The sequence below is a fragment of the Achromobacter maghribensis genome (assembly GCF_057334215.1).
This window is the reverse complement of sequence record NZ_JBHFII010000061.1, coordinates 279,460-299,435: the sequence shown is the minus strand read 5'-3', so window position 1 is coordinate 299,435 and position 19,976 is coordinate 279,460. Positions and strand designations below refer to the sequence as shown.

Sequence of the window (19,976 nt, the reverse complement as noted above, 5' to 3'; positions counted from 1 at the left end):
GGGGGGGGGGGGGGGGACGCCTTTATCCCGCCCCGCCCCCCAGGCGTTCAGTTCCCCCAGAAAGTCCGGTAGACCAGCGCGATACCGTTGACGGAACCGCCCTTCAGGTCCACGGACAGACCGCGCGCCAGCCGGTAGCTGGCCCGTCCGACCGTGTCGCTGCCTGCCAGCGCCTGTTCGACGCTCAGCGTGATGCCGTTGGCGAACGACTTGCTGGCCACCAGGAATTGGGTTGCCAACTGGCTGTCACTGTCCCGATTGACGTCGCCAGCGACGGTACGGTCCGGCAGGATGCTGCCGGAACTGCCGATATTGCCGGTTCGCACGCTGACATCGTCCAGCCCGAATTGCTTGTAGAACGGCTGGCCGCCCCCCAGCAGCGCCGTGCCGACCGACACCAGCAGGGCCGCGTCGCTGCCGCTTTCGTCCGGGCCGCGGCCGAGCAACAGCCAAGAGAGCTTTTCCACGTCGCTGACGTCCGGGTACGACACCAGGTCGATCCGGGGACGTTGCGCGGTGCCCACGACCTTGACGCCCGCCTCGACCTGTTCACCGGTGCGCAGCGCCTCGATGTCCAGCAGGGGATTGTCCAAACGCCCCTGGAACGTCAGCGTGCCCCGGCTTAGCCGCAGCTTCTGGCCATAAGCCTCGATGCCGCCGCCCCGCGTGCGCAACTGGCCCACCCCGGTCAAGCGGCCCTCGTTCAGCAGGATCTGGATCGACCCCAGCAAACCGGCGTCCAGTCCCATGCCGGTGATATAGAAGCGCGGCCCCATGTCGAACTTCAGGTTCATGCTGGTCTGCAACGGCGTCGACACCGCGGCCGGGTCCTGCCCGGCCCGGACCACCTTGACGTCGTCGTCCAGCGAGGGCACGCCTTGCAGGATCTCCAGGCTGAACCAGCCCGCGTCCGCCTTCAGGTCGCCCACGATCTCGATGCGGGGCATGGCCGCCTTCAGGTCGATGACGCCGGACACCATGGCGTAGCGGTCCGAGCGCTGCAGCGCCGGGAACCGGTGCAAGGTCAGCTTGATATCGCCGCCGCCGTCGATGATGTTCCACTGGCCGCGGGCCTCGGCATAGCCGCCCTTGGCCTCGGGATTGGTGGTGATCCATTCCTTGGTACGCCATTCCGCGGGCATCACCCGCAGGGATGCCGGAAAACGCAGGCTGTCCAGCACCAGCCGGTCGCCGTCCAGACGCGCGGACAAGGTGCCGTCGATCAGGCGCACGCCATCGTCGATGCGCACCACGCGCAGCTTGTCGCCCCGGATCGTGCCGCTGGCGGCCCACTTTCCCGCCAGGGTGCCCTGGGCCTCCAGGTTGGCCTTGACCGTGCCGCCGACCTCCATCGAATCGCCCACGAACAGGCCGACCCAGGCCAGGTCGGCGATATCGGCATCCAGCTTGGCGCGCAGGGGCTGGCGCGCGTCCAGCGCCATGCCTCCCTTGGCGTCCACGACCAGCACGGCCGAACCGGTGCCGTTGACGGTGCCCATCTTGTTGGTCGCCAGATTGATCGTGGCGTCCAGCCGGCTGGCGTTTGCCGAGGTGGGCGTGGCGGTCACGTCCAGCACCAGCGCCTTCACCCCCAGGGGGATGGGCGGATCGCCCGGAATCAGCAAATCGCCATCGCGCCGCGCGATGCGGGCCTTGCCGCCCAGCCGCCCGTCGAATTTCAGGTCCCACAGCACGTCCAGCGCGATGCGGCGCTGGCCCTCGGGAACCATCGCGTTCACGCGGCTGGGCCCCTTGCCCAATTTCGAGGCCGACTCGGGATCGACGGCGGTGATTACCTGGCGGGCCATGGCGGCCGTGATGACCAGGTTATCGGCCTGGCCAGCCGTTTCCCAGCGCTTGCCGCCGCCGCGCGACCCCTGGTGCGCCAGGGTCAGGCGTTCCTTGCCAGGCAAGGTCAGGCTCAAGGCGGTCTGGCCGACCTGCCATTGCCACTGCGGCGCCACGGCCGACGGCAGATAGGCCAGCGTCACGGGCCGGTCCGCCGTCACCGTAAAGCCGGCGGTGTCGGCCGTCAGCTTGGAAAACGCCCCGCGCCACCCCTGCAACGCGGCATCGGGCTGACCGGCGGCGCCCTTGCCCCAGGCGCCGGTAAATACGATGTCGGCTTTGGCCGGCGCCTGCCCCAGCACCCCGGCACGCGGCTTGGCGGGCGTGTAGCCGGCGGTCACCTCGCCGCGATGCGCGCTCATGGTGCCCGCCAATTTGGCTTTGACTTCAGCGCCGCCCGGAATGCCGGGCCAGAAGGCGTCCAATTGGGGCGCCTGGGCGTCAAGGGTCAGGGAACCGTCCTTGGCGTCCAGTTCGCCCTTGGCCTGAATCCGGTTGCGGCCCAGCTTCACGTCCACGTCCAGGCCGTGGATGCGCAAGCCGGCCAGCGGATCCGGCTCGGCGCTGCCGGCAGGTGTCGCGGCGGCTGGCGCCGAGGCCTCCGGCGCGGCAAGGTCGACCTGCGCCTTCAATGCCCCGGTCAGGGGCTGTTTGTTCCAGCGCGTGCCGTCTTCGAAACGCAAGTCGACGGCGGCGTGCCGCAATTGGCTCAGGTTTTCGATATCGGCCTGCACGTCGCCGCGCACGGTCAGCACGGCGGGCGGAATGGTCTCGCCCAGCCAGGGCGCCAGATCCAGGCGCTGGGCGCTGATGGTGCCCACGATACGGTCGCGGCCCGCGCCCTGGGCGGCATCGGACTGCAGGTCGAGTTGCGCGGAAAGCGTTGATTTATCGGGCAGTTGCGCATTGGCGCGGGCGCTGCGCAACACCAGCGCGGTGCGTGGCGCCAGGTCGGCAACCACCTCGAGCAGCAAGCCGGAACCCACGCCGTCCAGCTTGGCCTGGATGCCGTCCAGGGAACCCGCGGCGTCCGCGCGCAGCAGCACCTGGCAAGCGGGCGCGGGCGGGCCAACGGGCTCGGACGGCTTGGCGGCCTTGGGATCGGCCTTGGCCTTCGGGTCGGCTTTGGCCTTGGGATCGGGCTTGCCCTTGGGGTCGGCTTTGGCCTTGGGGTCGGCCTTAATATTGGCGTTGGCCGGGCGCGCGTCGAACACACCGCTCAGCTTGTCCGCCTGGCACAGCGGCGAATCCGGCCCCGACCCTCGGGCGGTCACATCCAATCGCGCAGTGAACGGCCAGGGATCGGCCATGCCTTGCAGATCGGCCTGGCCCGACACCTCCGCCTGCCCGACCTCATGGCCCACGCGCAGGGTGGCAATGCGCAACTGTGCTCCCTGCTTGCCCGCCGCGAAGGTGGCGTTCAGATCGCCCAGCGTAACGGGTAGCGGCTGGCCGTCCTGGTCCAGCTGGAAGTCGCCCAGCGCCACGCGGTCCACGGCGATGTCCACCGGCAGCGACGGCAGCGTGAACGGCGTGCCGTCGTCTTCCTCGGGCGGCGTCTCGGGCGACGCGCTCAGCGTCACGTGCACCGACCCCGCCGAGACGTCACGCACATGCAGCAGGCGGTCGCCCAGCGCACGCCAATGCACGTCCAGATGCAGATCGGTGATGTCGATCCGGGTGCCGCCCACATCCAGGTCCAGTTTGCCCACCGACACGCCGCGCAGCAACGAACCGTTCACGGCCAGCGCCTGCCCGTTCAATTGCTGGGCAGCCGTCGTCAACAGCAGGCGGGTGCCGTTCTGCGACCCCACCAGCCAGAACAGGAATCCGCTGGCCAGCAGCGCCAGCATCGCCAGGCCCGGCAACCACCAAACCAGGATCTGGCGCAGGATTTTGCGCAACACCTTCAAAACGCGATCCCCAACGAAAAGTGCAGGCGCAGGTCGCGTTCACGCTGGCCGTAGGCCAGGTCCAGGAACAACGGGCCCGCCGGCGTGCGCACCCGGGCGCCCACGCCATAGCCGACCGCCATCGACATGTCGCCGAACGATTCCGCGGCATCCCCGGCGTCCACGAACACGCCCATGCCCCAGCGTTCATTGAAATAGTGGTCGTATTCGATGCTGCCCACGACGAGGGTGGGCGCGCCCACGACGGCGTTGTCGCGCTGCACGCCGATGCTCTGGTACTTATAGCCCCGGATCGACCGCGCGCCGCCGGTACGGAAGCCGAAATCGTCCGGCACCTGCACCTTGCTGCTGGACCAGACCCGGCCGACTTCCCCCCGCACGGTCAGCACGTCGAGCTTGCCGATCGGCCACCATTTCTGGGCCCGCAACCGGGCCCGCGTGTAGGGCTCGCCCGTGTCCAGCGTCACGCCCACGCCGCCGCCCACCGCGATCAGGTGGCCTTCGCGCGGGTCATACTTGTTATCCACATCGCGGCGCAGCCACTCGGCCGTCGCGGTCAGCGTCGGCAAGGTGTATTCGTCGCCGCCGTCGATCTTCACGTGATCCTGCGCCAGCAGCAGACCCCAGCGGGTTTCGTATTCCACCCGGCTGTCGCCCGCGCCCTTGCGTTCTTGCAGACGCGTCGCGCCCAGCGCGTAACGCGTGACGTCCAGGCCCTGGATATCGGAATGGTCGGCCAGCACGCCGAAGGAATCCTTGTAGCCGCGCGCAGTGGGCGGCAACAGGAAGTCGGCATAGGCGCGTTGGCGCAGCCGGTCCACGCTGAAACCGGTCTCCATGGTGACCGGCTGGCCAAACACCACGTTCTGCCGGTACAGCGATTCCACGCGCACGCCCGCTTCGTCGTCCACGCCCAGCGACGCGGTGAAACGCTTGGGCGGCGCTTCGACCACGCGCACCTGCACGGGAAGCGTCACCTCGCCGTCGGAATCATAGGCGGCGGGCGGCGGCGGCACGGCCCCGGACACGGACGGGTCGCCTGCGGGCGTCGCCGCGGCCAGATCGGTCGAGCCCGGCGCGCGGGCCCGGTCCGATTTCACGTCTTGCGCCGGTTGCTGCTGCGCGGCCCCCGGCTGTTCGAGCGAGACGAACGCGCCACGGAAAAACGCGGTGGACTGCAAGTCTTGCTGCCAGGTGTCCAGCCGGTTCTGGTCGTAGGCCGAGCCCACGGAATAACGCACGTAACGCTGGACGAGTTTGTCGGGCACCCGCTTCAGGCCCTCGGTATTCAATTCGCCCATGCGGACCTGCGGCCCGCTGTCGATCGTGACGCGCAGCACGGCCGACGCCGTATCCGCCTGGATGTCTGCCTGAGATGCCGTCATGCGCGCCAGCATGAAGTCGCGCGTCGAGACCTGGTCCAGCAGGCTCGATTTGGCCTTGTTCCAGTCGCTGTTGATGAACGGCTGCCCCGCCTTCAACTGCCAATCGTCGCGCAGCTTCTGCACGCGTTGCGCGAATTCGGGGCGGGTGATGCGGCCCGTGAACGTCAGGTCCACTTCCGACACCGTGGTGCGCTTGCCGGAGACGATGCCGATATCCCAGGTTTCCCCGCCGATATCGGTGCCGGACTCCAGCGTTACCGTGGGCGAAAAATAGCCCTGGGTTGCCAGGGCCGCCAGCGTCGCGTCGCGCGCGCGCCGGCGCAGCCGGTTGATTTCACCGCCATCCTGGTCTTCGGCCAGCCGCGCGATCGCGTCCACCGCCTCGGTGATCGCTTGCAGCGCGGCCGGCGGCACGCCGCCGGGGTCCACGATGATCTCCGGACGCTTGGCCAGCGCCTCGCCCGATACCACGCAGAGTCCAGCCAAGAAGGCGCGGGCTGCCCACCGCATGCGTCAGGTCGGTTGCTGTACGACGATGGACGGGAATTTTCCGGCCATGTCGCGCGGTAGCGCCGCGACGCCCGCTGCCAGCTTCCGGGCAATGCCCCGATACAGCGAGGCAGCTTCGCTACCCGCATCCGACACCACGGTCGGGGTGCCGGCGTCCGTCTGCTCGCGGATCGCCAGCGTCAACGGCAGGCTGCCCAACCAAGGCGTCTGATATTGCTCGGCCATGCGTTGGCCGCCGCCTTCGCCGAAAATGTGCTCGGCGTGCCCGCATTGCGAGCAGATATGGATGGCCATGTTCTCGACCACGCCCAGGATCGGCACGTCGACCTTCTGGAACATGCGCAAGCCCTTGCGCGCGTCCAGCAGCGCCACATCCTGCGGCGTGGTGACGATGACGGCGCCCACGACCGGCACTTTCTGCGCCAGGGTCAGGGCCACGTCGCCGGTGCCCGGCGGCATGTCGACGATCAGGTAATCCAGGTCGCGCCAATTGGTCTGGCGCAGCAGCTGCTCCAGCGCCTGCGTCACCATGGGGCCACGCCAGATGGCGGGCGAATCGGCGTCGATCAGGAAGCCGATGGAATTCGCTTGCAGGCCGTGGCCGGTCAGCGGCTCCATGCTTTTGTTGTCCAGGCTTTCCGGACGGCCGGAAATACCCAGCATCGTTGGCACGCTGGGACCATAGATATCGGCGTCCAGCACGCCCACCTTGGCACCTTCGGCGGACAGTGCAAGCGCCAGGTTCACGGCGGTGGTGCTTTTGCCCACGCCCCCCTTGCCCGAGGCCACTGCAATAATGTTGCGCACGTTCGGCAGGGGCTTCAGGCCCTTCTGCACGGCATGGGCAGCGACTTTCCAGGTAACGGTGACCTGCGCGTCGGCCACGCCAGCGGCCGCCAGCGCCGCCACGGCAATATCGCGGACCTGATCGCGCACGCTGTCGGCCGGATAGCCGAGTTCCAGCGTCAGGGCGGCGCGGCCGCCCGTCAGTTGAATGTCACGATCTTTTACAGAAACGCCTAGGTCCAATCCGGTGTTGGGGTCGTGCGCGGCGCGCAAAGCGGCGCGGATGTGTTCTATCGTTATACTCATGTCACTATGGTTCCGTAGGCAGCGCGGCTTCTGCGGGCCGCCGTCCCCTAAAGGATAGCGGATACACGGGAACCTTTCGCTGCGTTTTGCATCCGACCTTCATGACCAACACACTTATCCGCTTCTTCCGTGCCGTCCTATTCGCCGCCTTGGCCTTGATCGGCATGGCGATGGCGCTGGTCTTCATGCTGTCCACGGCTCTCGCCGTGGCGATCCTGTACGTGGTCGCCAAGGTGCGCGGCAAACCTTTCGGCGTTCGCGCCTATTGGAGCCAGCGCCAAGGCGCCCGACCGGGTCCGTTCCAGTCCGCCACCGCCCCCTTCGCCACGCAACCGCGCGGCGATGTGATCGACGTCGAAGCCCGCGAAATCCGCTGACGGCGGCTTTGCGTGAGCGCTTGCGCCGCCCTGCGGCGCAAGCCGGCCAATGCATGGCGTGTCGCCCGGGCGTCTGCGTCCAGACCGCCAGCGCCCGGCCTGTAACCGCATTCCTTCAACCCGCCTCCTTCGCAGCGTTGCGATAGGCGGGTTGCGTCGTTTTCGGGCACCGACGCGCCCCTGGCCGGGCAAGTCGTCTCCGTTGCCCTAAAATGGCCGGCCAACACCCCTTTTTCCCCTCAACCTCTACTGACAACCATGTCTCGCACCCTATTTGTCACCACTGCGCTGCCCTACGCCAACGGATCTTTCCACATCGGCCACATCATGGAGTACATCCAGGCTGATATCTGGGTTCGTTCGATGCGAATGGCAGGCCACACGGTGCACTTCGTAGGGGCGGATGACGCGCACGGCGCGCCCATCATGTTGAAGGCCGAAAAAGAAGGCATCACGCCGCAGGCGCTGGTTGCCCGCTACGCCGCTGAGCGCCCGCAATACCTGAACGGCTTCCACATCCGTTTCGATCACTGGCATTCCACGGACTCCGCCGAGAACGTCGCGCTGTCCCACGATATCTATCGCGCCCTGAAGGCCCAGGGCCTGATCGAAACGCGCTCGATCGAACAGTTTTACGATCCGGTCAAGGGCATGTTCCTGGCCGACCGTTACATCAAGGGCGAATGCCCCAAGTGCCACGCCAAGGACCAGTACGGCGATTCCTGCGAAGTCTGCGGCGCCGTCTACGCGCCCACCGAACTCATCAACCCGTACTCGGCGCTGACTGGCGCCACGCCGGTGCTGAAGTCGTCGGACCACTTTTTCTTCAAGCTGTCCGACCCGCGCTGCGTGGAATTCCTGCAGCAATGGACGACGGGCTCGAACGCCCACGGCGGCAAGCACCTGCAACCGGAAATGCTGGCCAAGACCCGCGAATGGCTGGGCGCCGAAGACGGCGAAGCCAAGCTGGGCGACTGGGACATTTCGCGCGATGCGCCCTACTTCGGCATCGAGATCCCCGACGCGCCGGGCAAGTACTTCTACGTGTGGCTGGACGCGCCGGTGGGTTACCTGGCGTCGCTGAAGTCGTATTGCGAGGTCAAGGGCCTGGATTTCGACGCGTTGCTGGATCCCAACGGCACGACCGAGCAAGTCCACTTCATCGGCAAGGACATCGTGTACTTCCACGCGTTGTTCTGGCCCGCAATGCTGAAATTCGCCGGCCGCAAAACGCCGGACGCCGTGAACGTGCACGGCTTCATCACCGTCAGCGGTGAAAAGATGTCCAAGAGCCGCGGCACCGGCATCTCGCCGCTGCGCTACCTGGAAATCGGCATGAACGCGGAATGGCTGCGCTATTACATCGCCGCCAAGCTGAACGCGCGGGTCGAAGACATGGACTTCAACCCCGAAGACTTCATCGCGCGGGTCAACAGCGACCTGGTCGGCAAGTACGTCAATATCGCCAGCCGCGCCGCCAGCTTCATCACCAAGCACTTCGACGGCGCACTGGGTTATTCCGGCGACACCGCCGCGCTGTCCGCCGAATACGCCGAACAGGCGGAATCCATCCGTGCCGCGTTCGAAGCGCGCGAATACAACCGCGCCATCCGCGAAATCATGGCCTACGCCGACGGCATCAACCAGGCATTCGACACGGCGCAGCCGTGGGTCCTGGCCAAGGGCATCGCTACCGCCGACGACGCGCAAAAAGCCGCGCTGCAGGACATCTGCTCGCGTTCGCTGGCGGGCTTCAAGGCCCTGTCCGTGATGCTGGCCCCTGTGTTGCCGTCGCTGACCGAACGCGTGGCGCAGGAACTGTTCGGCGCCCAGGCCCCGTTCACGTGGGCCGACGCCGCCGTGCTGCCGCAGCGCGTCGCGCCGTTCAAGCACCTGATGCAGCGCGTCGAACCACAGATGCTGGAAGACCTGTTCGAACCGCCCGCCGCCCCGGTGGTGGTGCCTGGCGGCGAGCCGGTGGCTGAAACGATCTCCATCGACGACTTCGCCCGAGTCGACCTGCGCATCGCGCAGATCGTCAATTGCGAACACGTCGAAGGCTCCACCAAGCTGCTGCGCCTGACGCTCGACGTGGGCGAAGGCCGCCACCGCAACGTGTTCTCGGGCATCAAGTCTGCCTACAAGCCCGAAGACCTGATCGGCAAACTGACCGTCATGGTGGCCAACCTGGCCCCGCGCAAGATGAAATTCGGCGTATCCGAAGGCATGGTGCTGGCGGCCAGCCACGCTGACGAAGCCGTGGACGCCGGCATCTACGTGCTGGAACCGTTCCCGGGCGCCAAGCCCGGCATGCGCGTGCGCTGATCGCGCAACCCGACCCGCAAGTACAAAGCCCACCAAGAAATTGGTGGGCTTTTTGTTGTGCGACCGGACTTAAGCCTTGCTGGGCGCCAACCCCGGGTCCAGCGAATGCCGCTCGTCGAACACGAAGCACTTGCCTTCGTAGCCCGGCCCGCCGGTCTCCTCGAAGTACTTCAGGATGCCGCCGTCCAGCTGATACACGTTCTGAATGCCGGCTTCGTTCATGTAGATGGCTGCTTTCTCGCAGCGGATGCCGCCCGTGCAGAAGCTGACGACGGTCTTGCCTTCGAGTTCGGCGCGGTGCGCCTGGACTGCGGCGGGGAATTGCGTGAAGCGGTCGATGCGCCAATCGATCGCGTTTTTAAACGTGCCTTCATCCACTTCGAACGCGTTGCGGGTGTCCAGCATCACGACGGGGCGGCCGGCATCGTCCATGCCGTGGGCCAGCCAGCGGGCCAGCGTCTGCGCGTCCACGCCCGGCGCACGGCCGGCCTCGGGCCGGATCGTGGGGTGATCCATGCGGATGATCTCGCGCTTGATCTTCACCAGCAGCTTGCGGAATGGCACGTCTACGCTGTGGCTGAACTTGACCTCAAGGTCGGCGAAACGTGCGTCTGCGCGCAGCGTTTGCAGAAAGTGGTCGATGCCCTCGGCCGAACCGGCCAGGAACAGGTTGATGCCCTCTTCGGCCAACAGGATGGTGCCCTTGAGCGCGGCGTCGCCGGCCAAAGCCAGCAGGCGGGCACGCAGGTCGGGCAGCGAGTCCAGCGAAACGAATTTGTAGGCGGCGATATTGACGACGGAAGTCATGGCAAAGCGAAGAAAAGCGGACGGCGAAGCCCGTAATAGTAATCGGTGGGCGCGTTGCGCCGCCTCCCGCCCGCCTTGATCCGGCTCAACGATTAACGATTTCCTGCTCGATCACGGCGTCCAGCACCCAGCGCATGGACGAACCGTTGGCTGGCGGATTCGGGTCGGCGACCTCGACCACGCGCAGGCGGTAGCGGATGCCTGGCTGGAAATTGAAGCCGGTGATGTCCCCGTACCAGAACTGCCACGGCTGCGCGGCGCTATCGCGCACCTGGTAACACAGGGTGCGGCCCGCGCCGGCGTTGCAGGGCACGCGCTCCGAATTCACATAGACCAGCTTGGTCGGCCCCGCCTGGCCGCCCGCCACCGGGTCGACGCGACGGCCGAAGTCCAGCGTATCGCCCGTGCTGAGCACCCACGTCATGCGCTGCGGGTTGTTGGTGTTGTCCAGCGACGTGGCGGTGATGCGGGTCAGGCCGTCCAGGAAGGCGCGCTCCAGCGCCATGTTCTGCGCAGCGCAGGCCATCATCGTCGCCACCGGATTCGCCTGCACGATCAATTGGCCGTTGGCCACGGTATAGGGCGCGTTGTACTGGTTGCATCCCGCGAAGCCGGACATGCGCGGGGAGCCCCGGTCGTGGATGAAGGTAACGGTCAGGGGCCGCGACCCCGAGGACGGATGCGGGATGGTGCGCAATCCGCCGCCCGGCTGCGTCCACCGCGCCAGGTCCCAGCTGGTTTGCGCCAGGATGTCCGACGCCGAGGCGGGCTGGTAACGGGGATCCTGCCCGTCGGCGGCGCGCTGCGGCGAGGACGCGCAAGCGGCCAGGCCGATGGATAGCAGGCATGGCGCCAGCCAGCGCAAGGAAGCGGTAAAGGGCATGGGGGGTCTCCCGGAATCTCAGCAAGGAAAGGCCCGGCCCCGCGCTAGGCTGCCAGGATCGGGCAGCGCCATTGTAGGCGTGCCCCGACCCTGTTTTCACCCCGAAAACACGCTGAAACGGCTATCCGCGGCGTCGCGTCGTCGCGCCAGGCGTTACGGCGTGGGAGGATCCTGGCGCCGCTCGAATTCCAGGACATCGCCGCCGCGCAGGTTGAACGTCAGGTGCCGCGGCGCCCCGCCGTTATCCAGCGTGAAGGTATCGATGGCCGTCAGGCCGCGCAGATAATCCGCTTCCAGTTTGGCGCGTTCAGGCGCCGGGCAAGCCATGCGGGTCGAGGCCGGCGCATTGATGAAGAGTTTGCCGCTTTCCAGCTTGTACGAACCCATGTAGCGATTGCAGCCCGAAAAGCCGTTCACCTGGTACTGCTTGCCCTGGGCCAGGAACGTCAGGCGCACCGGTTCGCCATTGTCGCCATGCGGGATGTCCCGCAACGCGCCGCCGGCTTGCGTCCAGCGCACCAGTTCCCAACTGGTCTGGGCCAACGAATCCGCGCTGCTGGCCGCGTTGGCCGCCGCGGCGCCTTCCGGACGCGCGCCCCCTGTGGACCCCGCGCAACCCGCCAATGCGACAGTCAGAAGGCTCAGGCACAGCGCCCGGCCGCGCGAAGACAAATGGGTAAGCATGGATGGCACTCCTAAAAAAATCACATCCCCGACTGTAACCGGCACGAGGCCAGGACGTCCTTTCCTCCCCCCTACAGCCGTATCCAAAAGCAGCAAAGGCAGGCCGGTATCCACACCGATGATGCAGGGTCCTGCATCGAATGCCGCATGGCGGCACTGCCGGGCGACGCGCAGAATCGTTGCAGACCACATGTCCGGCAAACCCCAGCAACATGGAGAAACGCCGTCGGTCTTATACATACCGCAGACGCAGGTGTCCGGCCCATGGGGCCAACAATAAAACGACGGGGAGACACGGCGATGGGCTTTTTAAGAACGTTATTGGCGCTATCAGTGGTGCTGGACCACCTGGGCGGCGGCTATGCCGATCACTTGGTCGGCGGCCGGCTTGCGGTGCAGCTGTTTTATGTAATTTCCGGCTTCCTGATTTCATTTGTCCTGACGGCGACGGACAACTATCAGGGAGCCACTGGCAAGTTCTACGCCAATCGCTTCCTGCGGCTCTTCCCCATTTATCTGGCGGTGGCGGCCCTGACGCTGATGGCGCACGTGCTGAGCGGCGGCGCGTTCTTTCGCATCTACGAGGCCCTGCCCTTTTCCGCCGAGCTGTTCCTGGCGCTGGCAAACGTGCTCATCCTGGGCCAGGACTGGCTGATGTTCTTCGGGATCGAAGATGGCGCGCTGGCGTTTACGGGCAACTTCGCGCGCAGTGAAGTGCCCTTGTATCAGGGGCTGCTGGTGCCGCAGGCGTGGACGCTGGGCGTGGAGATGAGCTTCTACCTGGTGGCTCCCTTCGTGCTGCATTCCCCGCGCCGGCTGATGGCGCTGCTTGTGGCATCGATGGCGTTGCGCGCGGTGCTTGTAGCGACCGGCATCGGCATGACCGACCCCTGGACCTATCGCTTCTTCCCGACGGAACTTGCGCTGTTTCTGGTCGGCTCGCTGTCCCACCAAGTGCTGCTGCCGCGCTGCAAAGCCTGGACCCGGCGGATCCCTCGGCTACCCGAAGCGGGCACCGCCGTGCTGGTCGTTTATTGCGTGCTGCACTTTTCGATCGGACTGAACCACAACGTGCGCGATGCGCTGGCGGTGCTGCTGTTCGCAGCCCTGCTGCCGCTGGCGTTCCTGTTTCAGTCGCGCCACCGGCTGGACAAGGCGATCGGGGAATTGAGCTACCCGATCTACATCTGCCATTCACTGGTGATCATGTTCTTCAGTTGGCTGCTGAACGACGTCGAGACGAATCAGCCCATGCTCTTTACGGCGCTGGTGGTCACGGGCTGCATCGCGTTTTCAGCGCTGCTTAACGGCTTGATCGCGGATCCGGTGGAACGTTTACGCAGCCGGTTGCGCAGCGACCCGCCAAGCGGCGACAAGGTTCCGGCGACGAACCCGCGACGGCCCGCGCAACCGGGCCAGGCGTTGGGCTCTATTCACCGCGCGCCTTGATATAGGCGGCAAGCACCAGTTCGATCTGCCGCTTTTCTTGCGAGCTCAACCGCGAATAGGTGGCGTACGACACAGATTCGAACGGCCAGGCCGGCGGGTGGGCGATATCGCCCACATTGACGGCTGGCCCGGAATAACCGGAATTCAACATCGGCCCCTCGCCGGTGCTGAGCCACATCGGGCTGACCCGCAATGCGCGGGCCAACTTGATGAGCGCATCGCTGGAGGGTTGCTGGCGTTGCCCGCTTTCGTAGTTGCCGATGGCGCTTTGCGACAGGTTGCTTGCGACCGCCAAGTCCTTTTGAGTCCATCCCTGAAGCACTCTTGCGTTGCGCAGACGATGGCTAAACGTGTCCAATCGATCAACCTGAGACATTAATATGAATTTATTTATTTAATTAAAACATCTCAATACTGGCGCCAAATAAACGGACTACACCCCAATTTGCGGGCTAATCCATAAATCGCAATATTCACCTGCTTAAGCGCTTTACCCGTTGACCCGCGCGGGCGCGGCATTCTTGGCGTAATCCGGAAAAACCCATACCTGCCATTGACTTACCAAGACTTTCCAAGGTGCCAGCGGACTCCTTGCGCCGTCGCGGCCGACGTCCATTCCAGAAAAATCCGTCCCGAGTTTATGGGCAATCCGGGATTAAAAATAGAAAATAATGTATCGCTAATACTAAATAATCTATCGTCGCCGCAGCCTCAATCGACAGCGGCCCCACCGCTTGCACGGAGTTTGGCCAGGACGCGAAGTTACCATCAGAAACTACAGAAACGTATCTTCACAAAAAAACACGCCCGTGTTTAAATGAAACACGGGCGTGACTTCCATGTGAGCCGAGTCACAGGCGGCCCGGGGCGATAACGCCGCAGCCACGCAGCCGGACAGGATCCCGGCCCGGTCAGGCTGGCCGCTAGCGCACAGAACCTGGACAAGCGTCCAGCCCCTCCGCCCACATTCAAACAACACCGCCAGACGGTCCCGTCATGGCGCGCAGCTTAGAAAGGGAAGCTATGCCAGGACTGCCGAGGCCGACGCGCTTCGCTTTCAAGCGCCGCGCCCAGGCGGGGCCACCTCATTGGAAGCATCAATGAACAATACGCTGGATGTCATTTTCCTGGGGCAGGACGACGCCAGGCATGCCAGGCTGGAAGACGCCCTGTCCCACCTGGGCTTCAGCGTACGCCGTTGCTACGACCTGGTGGATGTCTATGACCGGTACTCCCGCAGGCCCAGCCCATTAGTCGTGCTGGAAGCGCCGCTGCCCGACATCCACAACGCCGCGGTCCGGCTACGCGCGGTGGACCGCGGCCTGGGCATTGTGGCGATTGCCACGTTCGCCGATACCGAAAGCCGCATCCGCACCCTGCTCTGCGGCGCGGACGCCTGCCTGCCGCCCGACGTGAGCGGACTGGAACTTGCGGCGGTGCTGCAGGCGCTGGTGCGCCGTGCGGTAGGGCTGGATGGCATGGACGCCGCGTCGGACACGCACGCGGAAGAACCCGCCCTGGAAACCTGGCGGCTGGCCAATAAAGGTTGGACGCTGGTCCACCCCGGCGGCCGCACCCTGGGCCTGACGACGGGCGAGCGCGACTTCCTGTCGCGCCTGGTGGCCGCCCCCGACCGCAAGATCAGCCGCGACGCTTTCTATGCCGATGGCGCGGAAGACGCTGATAGCGGCATCACGCGCCGCCGCTTCGTGGACGTGATGATCAGCCGCCTGCGTCGCAAGGCCGCCGCCAATCAGATGACGCTGCCGATCCGCGCCGTGCATGGCTGGGGCTACATGTTCGCCGCGGACATCACGCTGGACCTGGACTATCGGGATACGGGGGATGACAGCCGCATGGACGGGCTGGAGGACTGGCGCCGCGAGACGGCGGACGCAAGCGCGTCGACATAAGGCGGATCGCCACCCATGGGGCGATTCGCAGCCGCGATGACCGGGCGATGGTGCCCGCGTGCGCGACAGGCGAAAAAAACGCGGCGCTGCCCCCGAGAGGTAAGACGCCGCGCTAAAACAACACGTGAACCCGGAGTCATCAGCCGGCACTGATGCCTTCTACCTGGATCACGCGATTCCAACATTCGTGCCTCATACTACTCACGCACGGTCCGACCGTGAACCTGAGCGGGGTCTCTAGTCCCCGCGCAAGCTGCAACGTGATCAACGCCCGGGGTCCGGGCCCGCCCTGACTACTGGCGGGCTTATCGCCCGTATCAGCGGTTTTCCTCTTGGATAGCCGCGTGATGGAAGAAGTTTAGGACTTCGGGCCTGAATGCAGTAATTCTTTGTTGATAGCCTTCTATACCTATTAGATATAGCAGAGCGGTGTGCCTGCCGCCCTAAAATGGCGAAAAAGGACACGCCCCCAATGCCCCTTCCGTACCTCTCCTTGCGGCATCGTTTCAGAAAAGTGCTGGCGTTCTTTCCGCCCAACTGGTGCCTGGCCATCCTTGTGGCGCTGGACGGATATGCCTTCATGCATCCCGTGCTGCGCGAAGTACGTGCCCGCGAATACTCATTCTGGCTGGCGCTGGACAACTGGCATGAGGTCATGCGCGTGGTGGGGCTGCTGGAGATTCCCCGCCTGGTGCTGGGCGTGGGCCTGCAGGTCATTGCGCTGGGCCTCATATTGAAGGCCCGCATCGCATGGGCGTTCTCGCTGGTGCTGCTGATCGGCATCGGCACCTTCGGCATCCTGGGCCAGGGCGGACGCGCGGGACTGGGCGTCTATACGCTGGTGCTGGTGATCGCGCTGATCGTCTACTGGCGGCGCTTCGACCGCGCCAGCGTCACGGCGGGTTCACTGTTCGCGCTGGTCAGCGTGCTATCGCTGTTGATCTACGCGGTGTTCGGCACGCTATACCTGGGCAACGAATTCAATCCGCCCATCCTGGACGCGGGCACCGCGTTCTATTTCTCGATTGTGTCCATGTCCACGGTGGGCTATGGCGACATCACGCCGCACACCATCACCGCCAGGCTGTTCACGGCGTCGATTATCATTCTTGGCATCACCGTCTTCGCCACTTCCATCAGCGCGATCGCCGGCCCGGTGATCGGCGGAAATCTGAAGCGGCTGGTCAAAGGCAGGTTCTCCACCGCCATGCGCAAAAATCACATCATCATTGCAGGCGAGACCCCGCTGGCGCTAAGCGTCTACGACGGCTTGCGCCGCCGCGGCGAAGAGGTCACGGTCATCGTGCCCGCCGGCGCTCCGCAGGAATATCCGGCTGCGGCGGACCTGATCGAAGGCGATCCCTCAAGCGTGGAAGTGTTGCGCGCCGCGGGCGTCACGCGCGCGCGCTACGTGCTGGCGCTACGCGCCGACGATGCCGAGAACGCATTCATCGTGCTGGCGGCCAAAGAAGCCACCGGCGACAGCGGCGCCAAGACGGTTGCGCTGGTCAACACCAGCAAGCATCTGGAAAAGATCCGGCGCGTGCAGCCGGACATGGTCTTCTCGGTGCAGTTGCTGGGCGCCGAACTGCTGACCCGCGCCATCAATGGCGAGCCCATGGACAGCCAGGCCATCACGGACCTGTTCTTCGCCAAAGCCGCGACAGCGCCCAAGCCGTCCTGACTGGACCAGGCCAGTTCAGGCGGGCTGGGAACCCGGCGGCGAGTGCCTCGCGTACCAACGCAGGAATTCCGCCGAGGGCATCGGCCGGGCAAACAGATAGCCCTGTATGAAGGCCACGCCACGCGAGGTCAGGTAATCGAATTGCACTTGCGTTTCAACGCCTTCCGCCACGACCGCCATGTTCAGCCGGTGCGACAGCGTAATGATGACGTCAAGCACCGGCGCCTCTTCGCCCGTGGGCTGGATGGCGTGCACGAAGCCCTTGTCGATCTTCAGGTAATCCACCGGGAACTTCTGCAGATACGACAGCGAACAGTGGCCCGTACCAAAATCGTCGATAGCCACCCGCACGCCCTCGGCGCGCAATGCATCGATGTTGCGGCGCGCCTGACCGTTGTCCGAGATCAGGCTGCGCTCGGTGATTTCCAGCACGATCAGCGGCCGCCGCGCCGCGACGTTGGCGCGAAAGGCCTGGATTTCAGCGACCAGCCCGCTGCTGGACAGATGCTCGGGCGCCAGGTTCACGCCCACATGGAAGTCTGGCGGCGTGTTCCAGGTTTGCAGGTCGCGTTCGATCAGCCGCAGTAGATGCCGCGTCAACGGAATGATCATGTCCTCGGCCTCGGCGGCCGCGATGAAGATGTCTGGCCGCACGAATCCCACGCCTGGGCGGTTCCAGCGCATCAGCGCCTCGACGCCCTCGCATTGGCCTGTCTGTTGGCCATATACCGGCTGGTAGTACACCTGGAATTCGTCGGCCAGCATGGCGCGCCGCAACTGCTCTTTGAACGACAGGCGGTTCACTTGCAGGCGGTAGGCGGCGACGGCCAGCCCCGCGCCGATCAGCATGGCTGCGGGCAAGTAGCTCAACATCAGTTGCTGCCATGCGGTGACCACGCTTTCCGACGGCGCCTTGACATTGATGGACAGCGCCACGCGGCCGCTGTTGCGCGTGACTTCCTCGTACACGAGTCCGGCGGGGCCGGTTGCGCCATTGCCGGACTCGCTGCGAATCGGGGCGCCGTCCCCCACCGTGAGCTCCAGTCGGTAATCGCCCAGCGTCGCGACGGCGTTCAGCAAGTCCAGTATGTAGCGGCCATCCACGGCGACCGCGCCGCTATATCCCGGCGCGCCCGGCTTGCCCAGCAGGATCGCCGGCCGATCCGGCGCCAACGGCGTGCCCGCCACCGAGAAAAGCCAGCGGTCGGGTGTGCCCTTGATGGGCCATTTGCGGAAATCTCCAATGGAGAAATCGACGGTGCCGATCACGGACGAACAATAGATGTGATCGCTGTTGGCCAGGACCAGCGCGCGGAAGTACGGATTCAGCGCGCTCCAGCGTTGCAGCGACGGCAGCACGGCGGAGCAAGGCTGGGGCGTCAGTTCCGCCACCCGGTCCAGCAGGGACCAGGCCTGCGAAAGGATGTTCTCGACCTGGACGCGGACGATCTTTGCCGCGGCTTCGGCCGCATGGCGCTGTTCGTTCTTGGCATGCAGCCATGTCCAGGCCACGCACAGCAAAACGGGAACGACCAGGGCGAACGCCACCGGCAGATAGCGCCATGATGGCACCCGAACCGTCATTCCTGATGTCGACAATAGTGCCTCGCTGGAAATTCCGTCATTGTGGAATGACTCCCTGGATGGATAGGACACCATGCGCGATCCAGCGTCAAGACGCCGGGCCGGCTTGACCCGCGTCAAGGAACGCATGGGCAGCGGCGTCCACAATGAAAGGGGCCGGGGCTGGCCGTACCGCCCTTGGCTGGGCTATTGTTGACGCTCGTAGTTCGCTACGCCCCCCGGGCGACTTCACGGCGGCGCATATTCGCAAGACCTTGGGCCAGACGGCTTGAGGGCTGATTCGTTTCCCCTTACCACTCTTTTAAAAGGACGGATGATGAAGAAGACTACTGCCCCCACGACCCCAGGAATCGCCGGCGCCAACGCCGCCTACTACCAACGGCTGGCCCAGCTTGCGCAAGAAAGCCAGGAACGCTGGATGACGCTTGGCCGCCGCCTGGCCGATGACAACGCCGCCCGCTATCTGGCCACCCTCGGCCCGCTGAACCCCGGTGGAGACTGGCACGAAATCGCTCCGGCCCTGGGCGAAATCACCCGCAAGCAATGGCAGTGCCAACTGGAAGCCAGCCAGGCCATCACCCACGCCGCGCTGGAAGAACAGGCGGCCATGGCCGCCGGCTTGGGCGAAGCCATGAGCGGCTGGTTCAAAAGCGCCACCGGCGCCGGCATGGCGGTCGACGCATCGCCCCTGACGCAGATGTGGTCCACGATGTCGAACCAGATGGCGGCGGCATGTTCCGCGATGCGCGATGCGAGCCAACCGGGCGACCGCCATGACGGCTAAGCGCACGGCGCTGGTCACCGGCGGTGGCGGCTTGGGCCGGGCCATCGCGCGGGCGCTGTGCGACGCGGGCCATGACGTCATCGTCACCTACCATGCCAGCGAAGACGCAACGCGGGCATGGGCCGACGAAGAAGCGGCCAACGGGCGCCACTTTGCCCTTTACCAGGTGGACGTGGGCGACTACGCCTCATGCCAGTCACTGATGAGCCGCCTGGAACGCGACGGCCGCCAGATCGACATCCTGGTCAATAACGCCGGCATCACCCGAGACGCCCGCCTGCGAAAAATGAGTTTCGAGAACTGGTCGGAAGTCCTGCGCAGCAACCTGGATTCGATGTTCAACATGACGCAACCGTTGTGCGGCGGCATGGCGGACCGAGGATGGGGCCGTATCGTGAACATTTCGTCCGTGAACGGCAGCAAGGGCGCGTTCGGGCAGACCAACTACGCGGCGTCGAAGGCCGGCATGCACGGATTTACCAAATCGCTGGCGCTGGAACTTGCCAGCAAGGGGGTCACGGTCAACACCGTGTCGCCCGGCTATCTGGACACGCGGATGGTGCGGGTGGTGCCCGAAGCGGTCTTGAAGGAGAAAATCCTGCCGCAGATCCCGGTCGGCCGATTGGGCCAGCCGGAGGAAGTCGCAGCCTTGGTCGCCTTCATCTGCAGCGATGCGGCGGGCTTCATGACCGGCAGCAATGTGGCCATGAACGGCGGCCAGCACATGGACTGACGCCC

Annotated in this window: 15 protein-coding genes; 7 read left to right on the top strand and 8 right to left on the bottom strand. The window is 65.3% G+C overall.

Annotated features, from left to right (window positions below; translation table 11 throughout):
• Positions 1 to 47 precede the first annotated feature (47 nt).
• The 3 genes from ACE039_RS27390 to apbC are packed head-to-tail and all read right to left on the bottom strand — an operon-like array spanning position 48 to position 6,748.
• Positions 48 to 3,761, bottom strand: coding sequence for a translocation/assembly module TamB domain-containing protein (locus tag ACE039_RS27390; RefSeq protein WP_485823881.1), 3,714 nt, complete (start codon positions 3,759 to 3,761; stop codon positions 48 to 50).
• Entirely contained in the window at positions 3,758 to 5,656 is a 1,899-nt protein-coding gene (locus ACE039_RS27385; RefSeq protein ID WP_448711696.1) for an autotransporter assembly complex protein TamA, read from the bottom strand. Before ACE039_RS27385 ends, ACE039_RS27390 begins: the two co-directional genes overlap by 4 nt.
• Before the next feature lie 3 nt (positions 5,657 to 5,659).
• On the bottom strand, positions 5,660 to 6,748 hold the full coding sequence (gene apbC, locus ACE039_RS27380) for an iron-sulfur cluster carrier protein ApbC (RefSeq protein ID WP_105556982.1): 1,089 nt from the start codon (positions 6,746 to 6,748) through the stop codon (positions 5,660 to 5,662).
• Between the two features lie 101 nt (positions 6,749 to 6,849).
• On the opposite strand from apbC, the gene ACE039_RS27375 reads away from it, so the two are divergent.
• Complete coding sequence (locus tag ACE039_RS27375) at positions 6,850 to 7,125, top strand: hypothetical protein (RefSeq protein ID WP_050448114.1); 276 nt, start codon at positions 6,850 to 6,852, stop codon at positions 7,123 to 7,125.
• Between the two features lie 180 nt (positions 7,126 to 7,305).
• Complete coding sequence (metG, locus tag ACE039_RS27370; RefSeq protein ID WP_485824088.1) at positions 7,306 to 9,450, top strand: methionine--tRNA ligase; 2,145 nt, start codon at positions 7,306 to 7,308, stop codon at positions 9,448 to 9,450.
• A 69-nt stretch (positions 9,451 to 9,519) separates the two neighbouring features.
• Here the strand turns inward: metG and ACE039_RS27365 are convergent, their stop codons facing one another.
• The 3 genes from ACE039_RS27365 to ACE039_RS27355 form a co-directional block, all read right to left on the bottom strand.
• Positions 9,520 to 10,257 carry a sulfurtransferase gene (locus tag ACE039_RS27365; protein WP_485823880.1) on the bottom strand — a complete coding sequence of 246 codons (738 nt, stop codon included), beginning with the start codon at positions 10,255 to 10,257 and terminating at the stop codon, positions 9,520 to 9,522.
• Positions 10,258 to 10,342: 85 nt separating this feature from the next.
• Entirely contained in the window at positions 10,343 to 11,140 is a 798-nt protein-coding gene (locus tag ACE039_RS27360) for a DUF4377 domain-containing protein (protein ID WP_485823879.1), read from the bottom strand.
• A gap of 153 nt (positions 11,141 to 11,293) precedes the next feature.
• Positions 11,294 to 11,824, bottom strand: coding sequence for an META domain-containing protein (locus ACE039_RS27355; protein WP_310031825.1), 531 nt, complete (start codon positions 11,822 to 11,824; stop codon positions 11,294 to 11,296).
• 300 nt (positions 11,825 to 12,124) lie between these two features.
• Between ACE039_RS27355 and ACE039_RS27350 the strand changes: the two genes are divergently transcribed.
• On the top strand, positions 12,125 to 13,273 hold the full coding sequence (locus ACE039_RS27350) for an acyltransferase family protein (RefSeq protein WP_485823878.1): 1,149 nt from the start codon (positions 12,125 to 12,127) through the stop codon (positions 13,271 to 13,273).
• Here the strand turns inward: ACE039_RS27350 and ACE039_RS27345 are convergent.
• On the bottom strand, positions 13,254 to 13,649 hold the full coding sequence (locus ACE039_RS27345) for a helix-turn-helix domain-containing protein (protein WP_332007555.1): 396 nt from the start codon (positions 13,647 to 13,649) through the stop codon (positions 13,254 to 13,256). The two genes, ACE039_RS27350 and ACE039_RS27345, sit on opposite strands and share 20 nt — an antisense overlap.
• Positions 13,650 to 14,373: 724 nt before the next feature.
• Here ACE039_RS27345 and ACE039_RS27340 point away from each other — a divergent pair.
• On the top strand, positions 14,374 to 15,186 hold the full coding sequence (locus tag ACE039_RS27340; RefSeq protein WP_485823877.1) for a response regulator transcription factor: 813 nt from the start codon (positions 14,374 to 14,376) through the stop codon (positions 15,184 to 15,186).
• 472 nt (positions 15,187 to 15,658) lie between these two features.
• Entirely contained in the window at positions 15,659 to 16,870 is a 1,212-nt protein-coding gene (kch, locus tag ACE039_RS27335) for a voltage-gated potassium channel protein (protein ID WP_485823876.1), read from the top strand.
• A gap of 15 nt (positions 16,871 to 16,885) precedes the next feature.
• Here the strand turns inward: kch and ACE039_RS27330 are convergent, their stop codons facing one another.
• Positions 16,886 to 18,454, bottom strand: a complete 1,569-nt coding sequence (locus ACE039_RS27330; RefSeq protein WP_448711706.1) for an EAL domain-containing protein — start codon at positions 18,452 to 18,454, stop codon at positions 16,886 to 16,888.
• A gap of 316 nt (positions 18,455 to 18,770) precedes the next feature.
• Between ACE039_RS27330 and ACE039_RS27325 the strand changes: the two genes are divergently transcribed.
• Positions 18,771 to 19,238 (top strand): hypothetical protein, encoded by a 468-nt coding sequence (locus ACE039_RS27325; protein ID WP_485823875.1) that lies wholly within the window; start codon positions 18,771 to 18,773, stop codon positions 19,236 to 19,238.
• Complete coding sequence (phbB, locus tag ACE039_RS27320) at positions 19,228 to 19,971, top strand: acetoacetyl-CoA reductase (RefSeq protein WP_448711707.1); 744 nt, start codon at positions 19,228 to 19,230, stop codon at positions 19,969 to 19,971. Before ACE039_RS27325 ends, phbB begins: the two co-directional genes overlap by 11 nt.
• Positions 19,972 to 19,976 lie beyond the last annotated feature (5 nt).

Coding starts and splice junctions, on each gene's coding strand:
- ACE039_RS27385 (WP_448711696.1), bottom strand. CDS start 5,656: ATGCGGTGGGCAGCCCGCGCCTTCTTGGCTGGACTCTGCGTGGTATCG.
- apbC (WP_105556982.1), bottom strand. CDS start 6,748: ATGAGTATAACGATAGAACACATCCGCGCCGCTTTGCGCGCCGCGCAC.
- ACE039_RS27375 (WP_050448114.1), top strand. CDS start 6,850: ATGACCAACACACTTATCCGCTTCTTCCGTGCCGTCCTATTCGCCGCC.
- ACE039_RS27365 (WP_485823880.1), bottom strand. CDS start 10,257: ATGACTTCCGTCGTCAATATCGCCGCCTACAAATTCGTTTCGCTGGAC.
- ACE039_RS27360 (WP_485823879.1), bottom strand. CDS start 11,140: ATGCCCTTTACCGCTTCCTTGCGCTGGCTGGCGCCATGCCTGCTATCC.
- ACE039_RS27355 (WP_310031825.1), bottom strand. CDS start 11,824: ATGCTTACCCATTTGTCTTCGCGCGGCCGGGCGCTGTGCCTGAGCCTT.
- ACE039_RS27350 (WP_485823878.1), top strand. CDS start 12,125: ATGGGCTTTTTAAGAACGTTATTGGCGCTATCAGTGGTGCTGGACCAC.
- ACE039_RS27345 (WP_332007555.1), bottom strand. CDS start 13,649: ATGTCTCAGGTTGATCGATTGGACACGTTTAGCCATCGTCTGCGCAAC.
- ACE039_RS27340 (WP_485823877.1), top strand. CDS start 14,374: ATGAACAATACGCTGGATGTCATTTTCCTGGGGCAGGACGACGCCAGG.
- kch (WP_485823876.1), top strand. CDS start 15,659: ATGCCCCTTCCGTACCTCTCCTTGCGGCATCGTTTCAGAAAAGTGCTG.
- ACE039_RS27330 (WP_448711706.1), bottom strand. CDS start 18,454: ATGACGGTTCGGGTGCCATCATGGCGCTATCTGCCGGTGGCGTTCGCC.
- ACE039_RS27325 (WP_485823875.1), top strand. CDS start 18,771: ATGAAGAAGACTACTGCCCCCACGACCCCAGGAATCGCCGGCGCCAAC.
- phbB (WP_448711707.1), top strand. CDS start 19,228: ATGACGGCTAAGCGCACGGCGCTGGTCACCGGCGGTGGCGGCTTGGGC.